Annotated in this window: 9 protein-coding genes; 6 read left to right on the forward strand and 3 right to left on the reverse strand. The window is 71.2% G+C overall.

Translation table 11 applies throughout. The annotated features are described in order from the left end of the window. Positions 1 to 40 precede the first annotated feature (40 nt). The 3 genes from ACGF2V_RS14320 to ACGF2V_RS14330 form a co-directional block, all read right to left on the reverse strand. Positions 41 to 400 (reverse strand): DUF6191 domain-containing protein, encoded by a 360-nt coding sequence (locus ACGF2V_RS14320; protein ID WP_392912083.1) that lies wholly within the window; start codon positions 398 to 400, stop codon positions 41 to 43. Between the two features lie 21 nt (positions 401 to 421). Next, complete coding sequence (locus tag ACGF2V_RS14325; protein WP_362705193.1) at positions 422 to 1,666, reverse strand: PQQ-dependent sugar dehydrogenase; 1,245 nt, start codon at positions 1,664 to 1,666, stop codon at positions 422 to 424. Positions 1,667 to 2,106: 440 nt separating this feature from the next. Next, positions 2,107 to 3,063 (reverse strand): aldo/keto reductase, encoded by a 957-nt coding sequence (locus tag ACGF2V_RS14330; protein WP_362626166.1) that lies wholly within the window; start codon positions 3,061 to 3,063, stop codon positions 2,107 to 2,109. Between the two features lie 225 nt (positions 3,064 to 3,288). On the opposite strand from ACGF2V_RS14330, the gene ACGF2V_RS14335 reads away from it, so the two are divergent. The 6 genes from ACGF2V_RS14335 (at position 3,289) to serA (ending at position 13,261) form a co-directional block, all read left to right on the forward strand. Further along, the gene (locus tag ACGF2V_RS14335; protein WP_362705190.1) at positions 3,289 to 4,302 is read left to right on the forward strand and encodes a 2-hydroxyacid dehydrogenase; all 1,014 of its coding nucleotides are present in this window, start codon (positions 3,289 to 3,291) and stop codon (positions 4,300 to 4,302) included. 539 nt (positions 4,303 to 4,841) lie between these two features. Continuing rightward, positions 4,842 to 7,682 (forward strand): putative bifunctional diguanylate cyclase/phosphodiesterase, encoded by a 2,841-nt coding sequence (locus tag ACGF2V_RS14340; protein ID WP_392912088.1) that lies wholly within the window; start codon positions 4,842 to 4,844, stop codon positions 7,680 to 7,682. A gap of 217 nt (positions 7,683 to 7,899) precedes the next feature. Further along, positions 7,900 to 9,756 carry an acetolactate synthase large subunit gene (locus ACGF2V_RS14345; RefSeq protein WP_362705188.1) on the forward strand — a complete coding sequence of 619 codons (1,857 nt, stop codon included), beginning with the start codon at positions 7,900 to 7,902 and terminating at the stop codon, positions 9,754 to 9,756. A gap of 22 nt (positions 9,757 to 9,778) precedes the next feature. Next, on the forward strand, positions 9,779 to 10,306 hold the full coding sequence (gene ilvN / locus ACGF2V_RS14350) for an acetolactate synthase small subunit (protein ID WP_073784708.1): 528 nt from the start codon (positions 9,779 to 9,781) through the stop codon (positions 10,304 to 10,306). Between the two features lie 95 nt (positions 10,307 to 10,401). Continuing rightward, the gene (ilvC, locus tag ACGF2V_RS14355; protein ID WP_362626154.1) at positions 10,402 to 11,403 is read left to right on the forward strand and encodes a ketol-acid reductoisomerase; all 1,002 of its coding nucleotides are present in this window, start codon (positions 10,402 to 10,404) and stop codon (positions 11,401 to 11,403) included. 265 nt (positions 11,404 to 11,668) lie between these two features. Continuing rightward, positions 11,669 to 13,261 carry a phosphoglycerate dehydrogenase gene (serA, locus tag ACGF2V_RS14360; RefSeq protein ID WP_362618932.1) on the forward strand — a complete coding sequence of 531 codons (1,593 nt, stop codon included), beginning with the start codon at positions 11,669 to 11,671 and terminating at the stop codon, positions 13,259 to 13,261. The last annotated feature ends 161 nt before the right edge of the window (positions 13,262 to 13,422 follow it).

Here is a 13,422-nt window from a genome sequence, read left to right on the forward strand (position 1 = left end):
CGCCGGCCATTGCCCGCCGGACGCACACGGTGGTCCGGTGCTACGGACGCGCCTCGGACCCGCTCTCCGACGCGTCACCGTCGCGGGGCTCCGCGTCCGGGCCCTTGTCCGGTGTGCGGCGAGGCGCGGCCTGCGGTGCCGGGCCCCGGTCGGCTTCCGGCACAGGGGCCCGGTCCGCCGACGGACCGCTGCCGCCGCCCCGTATCCGGCCGTCACCGGACGCTCCGCCGTTCCCGGACGCCCGGACGACCACCTTCCCGGAGGCCAGATCTATCGGCCCGCGCCCCGGGTCGCCGACGCCGAGATCGACGCGGGCCAGCTCCAGCCGCTTCCGTTCCTCGGCGACGTGCCTGCGACCCGGTGCGAAGAGTTCCTCGAAGAAGTTGAACACCGGTCGCACGCCCTTTCACCGCTGTCGTCGCTACCGCACCTCCAGCACCAGGATCCTGTCGTCTCCCGGCTTCGGGGTGCCGCGCGTGTCCGTATTGCTCGTGACCAGCCAGAGCTTGTCGCCGCCCGCGGCGAGCACGGTGCGCAGACGGCCGTACTCACCTCGCAGGAACGACTGCGGCGGCGCCAGGAGTTCCCCGTCCCCCTTGCCGGACAGCGGAATCCGCCAGAGCCGCTCACCGCGCAGACCGGCCATCCAGATCGAGCCTTTGGCGAAGGCGATCCCGCTCGGAGACGCCTCGGACGTCTTCCACTGCGCCACCGGATCGACCAATCCCTTCTTCCCCGCCTTCCCCTCGGCCTCCGGCCAGCCGTAATTGCCGCCCGGTACGATCCGGTTCAGCTCGTCCCAGGCGTCCCGTCCGAACTCGGACGCCCACAGCTGCTTGTGCTCGTCCCAGGCCAGCCCCTGCACGTTGCGGTGTCCGTACGAATACACCACGGAGTCGGCTGCAGGGTTGCCGTGCAACGGCCGACCGTCCGGAGTCATCCGCAGGATCTTCCCGCCCAACGACTTCTTGTCCTGCGCGAGCCGGTCCTCGCCCGTGTCCCCGGTGCCCGCGTAGAGCATGTGGTCCGGGCCGAAGGCGATCCGCCCGCCGTTGTGGATCGTGCCCTTCGGGATGCCCCGCGCAATCGTGTCCGGCGCGCCCAGCAGGCGGCCCGGTGTCGTGCCGTCCTCGTCGTACTGCATGCGCGCGATGCGGTTGTCGGACGCGGTCGTGAAGTACGCGTACACCAGACGGTCCGCACCGTAGGAGGGGGACACGGCGATGCCCAGCAGCCCGCCCTCCCCGCCGGGCGCCACCCCGGGCACGGCACCGAGCAGGGTCTTCTTCCCGCTCTCCCCGTCGATCCGGGTGATCGTGCCCTTGTCGCGCGAGGACACCAGCAGATCGCCGTCGGGCAGCTTCGCCAGCCCCCACGGTGAGTCGAGGCCCTCGGTGAGCGTGGAGACGACCCGCACCGAGCCCTTCGCGGGCGGCGGGGCGACCGACGGGGAGGGGGTGGCCGACGGACCGGTGGCGGAGGGGGAGGCGTTCCGGGACGGGGGCACGCCGCCGACCTGCCCGCCGAGGGCACCGACGTCCGAGGAACAACCCGCGGCCAGCAGGAGAGCCCCCGCAGCCAGCGCGGTGCCGGCCGCCCCTCGGGGCCGCCCCCGACGGCCCGCGGGGCCTCGGCCTCGTACCGTTCCGAACAGAACACCGCGCACAGCACCGGTCCCTTCAACGTCTTCGACGACCCGGACACCGTTCTTACACCGAAGCCCCGCCTGGTGCCGCATCAGACAACGTTCGCCCCGTCGCGGCTCCCGGCCCGTCCTCGCGCCGCACCGGCCGAAAACCCGAGTACGTCCATGCGAGGGCTTGCGGCCGGCACACCGAGAGCACGCACCGGACGCGCTCCTTGACGGGCGAACGACGCCTGCCGCGGCACCGGGGCTGCCCGGCCCGGCCGATTCCCTCGGCCGATCGGCCGCGCCGGTCACGACGCCGGAACGCGGACCGGCTCTGACGGCCGGCCCGACAGGACCCCAGGCGTTCGGCCTCGGGCCCATGGCCGGTCCTGGCCCCGATGGCCCACCCGGGCCGACCCGGCCCCTGCGGTCGGCCCCGGGCCCGCGCGCTCGCGCCCGGTCCCCGGACCGCGGGCTCAGTCCCAGGACCCTCGGGCCGGGGGCAGCCGGGCGATCTCCACCAGGTCCCGTTCGGTCAGCCGCAGCCCGGCCGCCCGCGCGTTCTCCACCGCCCAGTGCTCGCGCTTGGTCCCGGGAATCGGCACCACGTGCGGTCCCTGCCTCAGCACCCAGGCCAGTGCCACCTGTGCCACGGTCGCCCCGTGCCGCTGGGCGACCCGGCGCAACCCGGCCACTATCGGCTGGTTCGCGGCCATCATCTCGGCCGTGAACCGGGCGTGCCGCGCCCGCAGGTCGTCCGGCTCGAAACCCTGCCCCGGAGTCAGCGTGCCCGTCAGGAACCCGTTCCCCAGCGGCATCGCCGCCAGCAGCCCCACGCCCCGCGCCGAACACCACGGAAGCAGCGACTGCAACGCCTCCCGCGACCAGACCGAGAGCTCGGCCTGGACCGCGCTCACGGGGAAGACCTGCTGCACCCGGTCCAGCTGACGGATCGTTTCGTCGTACATGCGGGCCCCGCGCCGTCGGGAAGCCCGCGCCCCGACCGCGCACAGCCCGAGCGCCCGCACCTTCCCGGCCGTCACCAGCTCCGCCATCGCGCCCCAGGTCTCCTCGACCGGCACCTCCGGGTCGGCCCGGTGCAGCTGGTACAGGTCGATCACATCGGTCTGCAGCCGCCGCAACGAGGCGTCGCAGGCCCGCCGCACGTAACCGGGGCGGCCATTGGCGACGATGTGCTGATCACCCACCAGCAGACCGCACTTGGTGGAGACGAAGGCATCCGATCTGCGGCCCTTCAGCGCCCGGCCGACCAGCAGCTCGTTGGTGAAGGGGCCGTACATGTCGGCGGTGTCGAGCAATTGGACCCCAGCGTCGAGCGCGGCGTGCACCGCGCGCAACGCTCGGTCACCGCGCCGCTGCGACGCGCTGTACGCCCAGCTCATCGGCATACAGCCAAGTCCGACCGCACCCACGGCGAGCGCCGCCGCACCGAGACTCCTGCGCTCCAACTCCCCGAACCCTCCCTCGGCCCCGTCGTCACGGGACCACAACGCACCCAAAGTAACCTCTGCCGAGCGCCGTGCCTCGCGCAGCCTCCCGGCGACCGCCGTTCCCTGCGCGGCTCTTGGCGACCCGGGCCCGCCCGCACGGCTCCCCGGGCACGGCCCGGTGCCGGGACCGGCAATAGCCTTCTGGCCATGACTCCGGCGAATTCGACGACCACGACGACCACGACCGCTCAGGCCACTACGACGACCGGGGCCGCTTCGACGCGGGCCTTCGACGTATGGCTGCCGTATCCCGCCGACGAGATCGAGGGGCTTCCGAGCGGCCTCGCCTACCGCTTCTGGGACGGCACGGGGGACTTCCCGGCGGACCCGGCCGACTGCGCCTTCTACGTCGTGCCGTACATGTCGGACGCCGAGACGGCGACCCGTCCGTTCGCGGCCATGACACGGGTCCGGGCCGTGCAGACGCTCACCGCGGGCACCGACCACGTGGAACCGGGCCTCGGAGCGCTGCCCTCGGGAGTGCTGCTGTGCAACGCTAAGGGGGTCCACGAGACGTCGACCGCGGAGCTCGCCCTCACCCTGATCCTCGCCTCCCTGCGCGGTGTGCCCGGATTCGTCCGCGGTCAGGACAAGGAGGAGTGGCGCTCCGGCTTCTATCCCGCGCTCGCCGACAAATCCGTGCTGATCGTGGGGTACGGGGCGATCGGCGCCGCCATCGAGGACCGGCTGGCGCCCTTCGAGTGCGCACGTGTCGTACGCGTCGCACGCTCCGCGCGGACGACGGCGCGCGGCCCCGTGCACACGCTCGACGACCTGCCCGCGCTCCTGCCCGGGTCGGACGTCGTCGTGCTGTCCACCCCACTGACCCCGTCCACACAAGGGCTGGTGGACGCGGAGTTCCTCGCCGCGATGCCGGACGGCGCGCTGCTCGTGAACGTGGCGCGGGGCGGCGTCGTCGACACCGGAGCGCTGCTGGCCGAACTGGAGTCGGGCCGACTGCACGCGGCCCTCGACGTCACCGACCCCGAGCCCCTGCCGACCGGACATCCCCTCTGGCACGCTCCCCACGTCCTCGTCTCCCCGCACGTGGGCGGGACCAGCTCCGCGTTCCTGCCCCGCGCCAAGCGCCTGTTGACCGCGCAACTGGGTCGCTTCGCCGCGGGGGAGCCGTTGCGGAACGTCGTGCGCACCACCGGATGATCGCGTCGCGTAACGACGACCACGGTGCCGCCCACGGCGCGCACCACGGGGTGATCACCAGACACTCATGAGCCGAACACGCTACGGGCCCGTATGACTGCGCTCCGTCTCGACCGAGCCCTTGATCGTCACGCAGAGTAGATGGACTATGTCCCTGAGTGACCAGTCTGGTGTATCGTCCCGAAAGGGGCGCTGCGCCGAGGAGGGACGGTGCCGGGGAGGACGCGACACACGAGGGGGCGATGGGTGATGTACGGCCGAGGGGCGAACGATCCGACACGGCAGGGCGGCCGACGGCTGCCCTGCCGTGTCGGCGGATGGCGGGCACCCGCCCGCGGGGCGGCCCCCGCGGGCGGTCCCGGGGCGTTTCGCGCGAGTGACCGCGAGGCGGCGGGCCGTCCTTCGGCAGGCCGCGCGCCGGCGGGTCCGGCCGGGCGGCGAGCCGCCCCCCGCGGCGTCGCACAGTGCCCGGCCGGCCGGTGCCGGGTCCCAGCGGCGTGCCGGGTGCGCGCGCACCTGCCGGTGCCGGGTGTGCGCCGGTGAGCGCGCCGACCGATGCCCTCGGGGCGTTCCTGGCCCGGCGGTCGGCCGTCGGCGGCACCGGTGCGGTGGTTTCGCAGATCGTCCTCGGCCTTGTCTGCGGCGGTTACGCGGTCGGGGCGGCCCTCGGCTGGGGTTCGCCGGAACTGGCGCTCTTCATGGGAGATTTCGGCCTCAGCGCCGCCGCGCTGATCGCCGCCGTCTCCTGCTTCCTCTATGCGCGCGCCGACGGCGACCGATGCCGGCCGGCCTGGCTGCTGTTCTCGTTCTCCTCGCTCATGGCCGCCGGGGGCAACGCCGTCTGGGGCTGGTACGAGGTCGTGCGCGGGGTACGGGTGCCCAGCCCCTCCCTCGCCGACGTCTTCTTCCTTTGCTTCGCGCCGCCCGCCGTCATCGGGCTGCTCGTCCTCGCCAAACGCCCCGTCACCCGGGCCGGATGGCTCTGCCTCGTGCTCGACTCCTGGCTGATCGGCGGCTCGCTCCTCACCATCTCCTGGAGCCTCGCCCTCGCCCACACCGCACACGTCGCGGACGCCGAGGGGACGAGCGTGGCCCGCGCGGCGCTCTCGCTGGCCTACCCGCTGCTCGACATCGTGCTCGTCTCCATGGTGCTGGCCCTGCACTTCCGCCGCGCCAACGTCAACCGCTCCGCGGTGAACACCGCCATCGCGGCACTCGCGGTGACGGTCCTGTCCGACGCCCTGTTCACCTCGCCCCTGCTGCGGCAGGCGTACCACTCCGGTCAGTTGCTGGACGCAGGGTGGTTCGCCGGTTCGCTGCTCCTCGCCTACGCCCCCTGGGGGGCGCGCGCCGCGGGTGAGGCCCTCCCGCCGCGGGAGGCGCCACGCCAGGCCAGCCGTCCCATCGCCGGGTCGCTCGCCGCGCTCACGCCGTACCTCGCCGCCGCCGTCTGCACGCTGGGCATCCTCTACAACGTCGTCGAGGACCGTACGGTCGACCGCGTCGTGGTCTTCACCGGCTGCACGGTGGCGCTCGCCCTCGTCGTCCGGCAGGCCATCATGCTCGTCGACAACATCGCCCTCACCCAGGAGCTGGCACAGAAGGAGAACCACTTCCGCTCGCTGGTGCAGGGCTCCAGCGACGTCATCATGATCGCCGCCCCCACCGGCGTCCTGCGCTATGTCAGCCCCGCCGCCGCGGGGGTGTACGGGCGCGACGCCGAGGACCTGGTCGGCACCCAGCTCGCCTCGATCATCCACCCCGACGATCTGGGCGGCGTCGTCCACGAACTGCGCCGGTTCCTCGCAGCCCAGCAGAGCGAGGAACCGAACACCCGGATCGAGTGCCGCTTCAGATCGGGTACGGGCGACTGGCTCAACGTCGAGTCCACGGTCAACCGCCACCAGGGCGGGCTGATCCTCAACAGCCGCGACGTGACCGAGCGGGTGCGGCTCCAGGCCCAGTTGCAGCACAACGCCGAGCACGACCCGCTCACCGGCCTGCCCAACCGCGCCCTGTTCACCGAGCGGGTCCGGCAGGCCCTCGGCGGCCGCCGCACCGGCGATGCGGGCACCGCCGTGCTCTTCATCGACCTCGACGGCTTCAAGGCGGTCAACGACCGCCTGGGCCACCAGGCGGGCGACGAACTCCTCGTCCAGGCCGCCCGCCGCCTGCAGGAGTCCGTCCGGGCCGGCGACACCGCGGCCCGCCTCGGCGGCGACGAGTTCGCGGCCATCATCCTCGGCGACGGCACCGGCGACCAGTCCGCCCGGGAGTGCCAGGTCCACGAGATCGCCGACCGGCTCCGCCTCACCCTCTCCCGGCCCTACCGCGTCGGCGTCGGCCCCGGCGAGGTCAGGGTCGCCGCGTCCATCGGGGTCGCGTTCGCGGAGCCCGGCATCACGCCCAGCGACCTCATGCGCAACGCCGACCTCGCCATGTACCGGGCCAAGGCGGGCGGCAAGAACCGCGTCGAGCTGTACGCCCCGCAGATGCAGGCCGAGGTCGTCCGCCGCTCCGAGCTGGCCGCCCGGCTCCGCAACGCCCTGCGCGACGGCGAGTTCGCCCTGCTCCACCAGCCGGTGGTGCACCTCGCCAGCGGCACGGTCGCGGCCGTGGCCGCCCAGGCGCGCTGGCGGTCCGCCCAGGGCATCCTGTTCACCCCCGCGGAATTCCTCCGCGTGTCCGAGGACGGTGACCGCACCGCCGAACTCGGCCGCTGGCTCCTCGAAGAGGCCATCGAGCAGGCCGTCGACCGGGCCAGGGCCGGACACCAGGTCTCCGTCGCGGTGCGGCTCCCCGCCCGCAGGCTGCTCGAAAAGGGCACACCGTCCAGCTCCATCGAGGCACTGCTCACCCGGCACGGCCTGCCTTCCGGAACGCTGATGATCGAGGTCGCCGAGAGCGACCCCCGGATCCCCTTCGACGAACTCGAACAGCGCCTCGTCGCGCTGCGCCGCCTCGGCGTGCGCATCGCGCTCGACGGATTCGGCAGCGGCTACGCGGCCATAAACGCGCTCCGTCGGCTCCCCGTCGACGTACTCAAACTGGACCGCGGTCTCGTCGAGGGTGTCGTGGAATCCGCCCGCCTCCACAAGATCACCAGCGGTCTGCTGCGCATCGCCTGCGACCTGGGCATGCAGTCCGTGGCCGACGGAGTCGACGTACCGGAACAGGTCGTGGCCCTGCGCGCCATGGGCTGTACGCACGGACAAGGAATGGCGTTCTCCGGTCCGCTCGACGAGTACCGGCTGCGCCGCGCCCTGGCCCGGGGCACGTTCCCGATGCCCGGCACCGCAACCGCCCGGCCCGTCCTGACGGGCGGCTCGATCCCGCTCCTCAGCGGTTCACATGCTGAGACGCCCGTCCCACCCACTTGACACGTCGTAGGCGTCGGAGAGAGGGTCGATGCCATGCGCACCCGAATTCTCGTACGTGGACAGCGCGTCGGCTGAAGCAGAGTCCCTCGATGGCACTCTGCAGACCACACCGACGCGCTCCCCTCGCTTGCCTCATGGCACGAGGGGTTTTTTGTTGCACCGGAACCACGCAAACGCCGCAGAACACCCCGCACAAACCCTCAGCTTCGAGAAGAGAATGCCGATGACCGAGCAGGCCACAGGGGCCCACCATCCCCAGCCGCGGGCCCGTAACGGCGGATCGCCCGCCGCCACCGTTGAGCACGTCACGGGCGCGCAGTCCCTCATCCGCTCCCTCGAGGAGGTGGGGGCCGACACGGTATTCGGCATTCCCGGCGGCGCCATCCTTCCGGCCTACGACCCGATGATGGACTCCACCCGCGTCCGTCATGTGCTGGTCCGCCACGAGCAGGGCGCCGGGCACGCCGCCACCGGCTACGCGCAGGCCACCGGCAAGGTCGGCGTCTGCATGGCCACCTCGGGCCCCGGCGCCACCAACCTGGTGACGCCGATCGCGGACGCCCACATGGACTCCGTCCCGCTGGTCGCGATCACGGGCCAGGTCGCCTCCAGGGCGATCGGCACGGACGCCTTCCAGGAGGCGGACATCTGCGGCATCACGATGCCGGTCACCAAGCACAACTTCCTCGTCACCAAGGCCGAGGACATCCCGCACACCATCGCCGAGGCGTTCCACATCGCCTCCACCGGCCGTCCGGGCCCCGTGCTCGTCGACATCGCCAAGGACGCCCTCCAGGCGCAGACCACGTTCAGCTGGCCGCCCACCCAGGACCTGCCCGGCTACCGCCCGGTCACCAAGCCGCACGCCAAGCAGATCCGTGAGGCCGCCAAGCTCATCACCCAGGCCAGGCGCCCGGTGCTGTACGTCGGCGGCGGCGTCATCAAGGCGGGGGCCACCGCCGAACTGAAGGTCCTCGCCGAACTCACCGGAGCGCCCGTCACCACCACGCTGATGGCGCTCGGCGCATTCCCCGACAGCCACCCGCTGCACGTCGGAATGCCGGGCATGCACGGTTCGGTCACCGCCGTCACCGCGCTGCAGAAGGCCGACCTGATCGTCGCCCTCGGCGCCCGATTCGACGACCGCGTCACGGGCAGGCTGGACAGCTTCGCCCCGTACGCCAAGATCGTCCACGCCGACATCGACCCGGCCGAGATCGGCAAGAACCGCGCCGCCGACGTGCCGATCGTGGGCGACGCCCGCGAGGTGCTGGCCGACCTGGTCCAGGCCGTCCAGGCCGAGCACACCGAGGGACACGTCGGCGACTACGCGTCCTGGTGGAAGGACCTCGACCGCTGGCGCGAGACGTACCCGCTGGGCTACGACCTCCCCGAGGACGGCAGCCTGTCCCCCCAGCAGGTCATCCAGCGCATCGGCGAGCTCGCCCCCGAGGACACGATCTTCGCCGCGGGCGTCGGCCAGCACCAGATGTGGGCCGCCCACTTCATCGACTACGAGCGGCCCGCCACCTGGCTGAACTCCGGCGGCGCCGGAACGATGGGGTACGCGGTCCCCGCCGCGATGGGCGCCAAGGCCGGCGCGCCGGACCGTACGGTCTGGGCCATCGACGGCGACGGGTGCTTCCAGATGACCAACCAGGAACTCACCACCTGCGCGCTCAACAACATCCCGATCAAGGTCGCGGTCATCAACAACGGCGCGCTCGGCATGGTCCGCCAGTGGCAGACCCTGTTCTACAACCAGCGGTACTCCAACACGGTGCTGCACTCCGGTGCCGACACCGAGGGCGCTCCGGCGAAGGGCACCCGCGTCCCGGACTTCGTCAAGCTGTCCGAGGCCATGGGCTGCCACGCCATCCGCTGCGAGGACCCGGCCGACCTGGACAAGGTCATCGAAGAAGCCAATTCCATCAACGACCGCCCCGTCGTGATCGACTTCATCGTCCACGAGGACGCCATGGTCTGGCCGATGGTCGCCGCCGGCACCTCCAACGACGAGGTCATGGCCGCGCGCGGGGTCCGCCCCGACTTCGGCGACAACGAAGACGACTGAGAGACCGAGAGAGACCGACGCCATGTCCACCAAGCACACGCTCTCCGTCCTGGTCGAGAACAAGCCCGGTGTCCTCGCCCGGATCACCGCCCTGTTCTCCCGCCGCGGCTTCAACATCGACTCGCTCGCGGTCGGAACCACCGAACACCCCGACATCTCGCGCATCACCATCGTCGTCAATGTCGAGGGCCTGCCCCTTGAGCAGGTGACCAAGCAGCTCAACAAGCTCGTGAACGTCCTCAAGATCGTCGAACTGGAGCCCTCCGCTGCGATCCAGCGGGAGCTCGTCCTGGTGAAGGTCCGCGCCGACAACGAGACCCGCTCCCAGATCGTCGAGATCGTCCAGCTGTTCCGTGCCAAGACCGTGGACGTCTCCCCGGAGGCGGTCACGATCGAGGCCACCGGCGGCGCCGACAAGCTGGAGGCCATGCTCAGGATGCTGGAGCAGTACGGCATCAAGGAGCTGGTCCAGTCCGGCACCATCGCCATAGGGCGCGGCGCGCGCTCGATCACCGACCGGTCGCTGCGCGCTCTCGACCGTACGGCCTAGTACCCCTCGCCGCCCGCATGGCGAGATCGATAAACGTTTCCGACGCACCCCGCCGTACGGTGGGACGTAGCACCCGCACATCAAGGAGAGACCCAGTGGCCGAGCTGTTCTACGACGACGACGCCGACCTGTCCATCATCCAGGGCCGCAAGGTCGCGGTCATCGGCTACGGCAGTCAGGGCCACGCCCACGCGCTGTCGCTGCGCGACTCGGGTGTCGACGTCCGTGTCGGTCTGCACGAGGGCTCCACGTCCAAGACCAAGGCCGAGGAGCAGGGCCTGCGCGTGGTGACCCCGGCCGAGGCCGCCGCCGAGGCCGACGTCATCATGATCCTCGTCCCGGACCCGATCCAGGCCAAGGTCTACGAGGAGTCCATCAAGGACAACCTCAAGGACGGCGACGCGCTGTTCTTCGGCCACGGCCTGAACATCCGCTACGGCTTCATCAAGCCGCCGGCCGGTGTCGACGTCTGCATGGTCGCCCCGAAGGGCCCGGGCCACCTGGTCCGCCGCCAGTACGAGGAGGGCCGCGGCGTGCCCTGCATCGTGGCCGTCGAGCAGGACGCCACGGGCAGCGCCTTCGCGCTGGCGCTGTCGTACGCCAAGGGCATCGGCGGAACCCGCGCCGGCGTCATCAAGACGACCTTCACCGAGGAGACCGAGACCGACCTGTTCGGTGAGCAGGCCGTCCTCTGCGGTGGTACCGCAGCCCTGGTCAAGGCCGGTTTCGAGACCCTGGTCGAGGCCGGCTACCAGCCGGAGATCGCGTACTTCGAGTGCCTGCACGAGCTGAAGCTCATCGTGGACCTCATGTACGAGGGCGGCCTGGAGAAGATGCGCTGGTCCATCTCGGAGACCGCCGAGTGGGGCGACTACGTCACCGGCCCGCGGATCATCACCGACGCCACCAAGGCCGAGATGAAGAAGGTCCTCGCGGAGATCCAGGACGGCTCCTTCGCCAAGAACTGGATGGACGAGTACCACAACGGTCTGCCCAAGTACAACGAGTACAAGAAGGCGGACAGCGACCACCTCCTGGAGACCACGGGCCGTGAGCTGCGCAAGCTCATGAGCTGGGTCGCCGACGAGGACGCGTAGCGCACCCCCCGGGGGCGGACCGGAGGACCGGTCCGCCCCCGCCGTTTTTCACCGCCGGAAGAGGCGGCGCGCACGTGTGTACAAGTCGTCCACTCCGTGTGGGTGATCCTTCCAACGGGGCGCAGTGCGCGCCCCGGCGCATGACTACACTTCTCCACACATACACGCGTCAGGCCCACAGTGTCGTGCGTCTTCCACGCGGCAAGCCCCTCCACCGCCTGCGGCCGTCGGGACGGCCGTCCGCACTGGACTTGTGAGGACTCACGTGAGCTCGAAACCCGTCGTACTCATCGCTGAAGAGCTGTCGCCCGCCACGGTTGACGCCCTGGGCCCGGACTTCGAGATCCGGCACTGCAACGGCGCGAACCGTGCCGAACTCCTCCCCGCGATCGCCGATGTCGACGCCATCCTGGTGCGCTCCGCCACCAAGGTCGACGCCGAGGCCATCGCCGCCGCGACGAAGCTGAAGGTCGTGGCCCGCGCGGGCGTCGGCCTCGACAACGTCGACGTCTCCGCCGCCACCAAGGCCGGCGTGATGGTGGTCAACGCGCCGACCTCCAACATCGTCACCGCCGCCGAGCTGGCCTGCGGTCTCCTGATTGCCACCGCGCGGAACATCCCGCCGGCCAACACCGCGCTGAAGAACGGCGAGTGGAAGCGCTCCAAGTACACCGGCGTGGAGCTGAGCGAGAAGACCCTCGGCGTCGTCGGCCTCGGCCGCATCGGCGTCCTGGTCGCCCAGCGGATGTCGGCCTTCGGTATGAAGATCGTCGCGTACGACCCCTACGTGCAGCCCGCGCGCGCCGCCCAGATGGGGGTCAAACTCCTCTCGCTCGACGAGCTGCTGGAGGTGTCCGACTTCATCACCGTGCACCTGCCCAAGACCCCTGAGACGATCGGCCTGATCGGCGACGAGGCGCTGCGCAAGGTGAAGCCCGCCGTGCGCATCGTCAACGCCGCGCGCGGTGGCATCGTCGACGAGGCGGCCCTCGCCTCCGCCCTCAAGGAGGGCCGGGTCGCCGGTGCCGGTCTCGACGTGTACGCGAAGGAGCCCTGCACGGACTCCCCGCTGTTCGAGTTCGACCAGGTCGTCTGCACCCCGCACCTGGGCGCGTCCACGGACGAGGCGCAGGAGAAGGCGGGCGTCGCGGTCGCCAAGTCCGTGCGCCTGGCCCTCGCCGGCGAGCTGGTGCCGGACGCGGTCAACGTCCAGGGTGGTGTGATCGCCCAGGACGTGCGCCCGGGGCTGCCGCTCGCCGAGAAGCTCGGCCGGATCTTCACCGCGCTCGCGGGCGAGGTCGCGGTCCGGCTCGACGTCGAGGTGTACGGCGAGATCACTCAGCACGACGTCAAGGTGCTCGAACTCTCCGCGCTCAAGGGCGTGTTCGAGGACGTCGTCGACGAGACCGTGTCGTACGTGAACGCCCCGCTCTTCGCTCAGGAACGCGGCGTCGAGGTCCGCCTCACCACCAGCTCCGAATCGCCCGACCATCGCAACCTGGTGACCGTCCGCGGCACGCTCGCGGACGGCGACGAGGTCGCGGTCTCCGGCACGCTGGCGGGCCCCAAGCACCTCCAGAAGATTGTCGCCGTCGGCGAGTACGACGTGGACCTGGCGCTCGCGGAGCACATGCTGGTGCTGCGCTACGAGGACCGCCCCGGCGTCGTCGGCACGGTCGGCCGGATCCTCGGCGAGGCCGGTCTGAACATCGCGGGCATGCAGGTGTCGCGGACGGGCGCGGGCGGCGAGGCACTGGTCGTCCTCACCGTCGACGACGACGTCCCGGCCTCGGTGCTCTCCGACATCTCCACGGAGATCGGCGCCACGTCCGCCCGTACGGTGAACCTGACCGACTGACGGCCGCTCCCTCATGGCGCGCCCCTGGCGAACCCGGCCTGCCCGGCATCCAGTGCCCTCCCGGCACTAGGTGTTCTGTCCCGGGAGGTTGTGGACGGGTGAGCCAGATCTCGGCTGAGGGATCTTGAACGGGTGAGGGCCTTCCGGTTTGGTGTGGATTG

This window comes from Streptomyces sp. NPDC047982, assembly GCF_043204165.1.
Classification (GTDB): Bacteria; Actinomycetota; Actinomycetes; order Streptomycetales; family Streptomycetaceae; genus Streptomyces.

Bases quoted from the DNA above. Each gene is read 5' to 3' on its own strand.
- ilvN (WP_073784708.1), top strand. From the start codon at position 9,779: ATGTCCACCAAGCACACGCTCTCCGTCCTGGTCGAGAACAAGCCCGGT.
- ACGF2V_RS14335 (WP_362705190.1), top strand. From the start codon at position 3,289: ATGACTCCGGCGAATTCGACGACCACGACGACCACGACCGCTCAGGCC.
- ACGF2V_RS14345 (WP_362705188.1), top strand. From the start codon at position 7,900: ATGCCGATGACCGAGCAGGCCACAGGGGCCCACCATCCCCAGCCGCGG.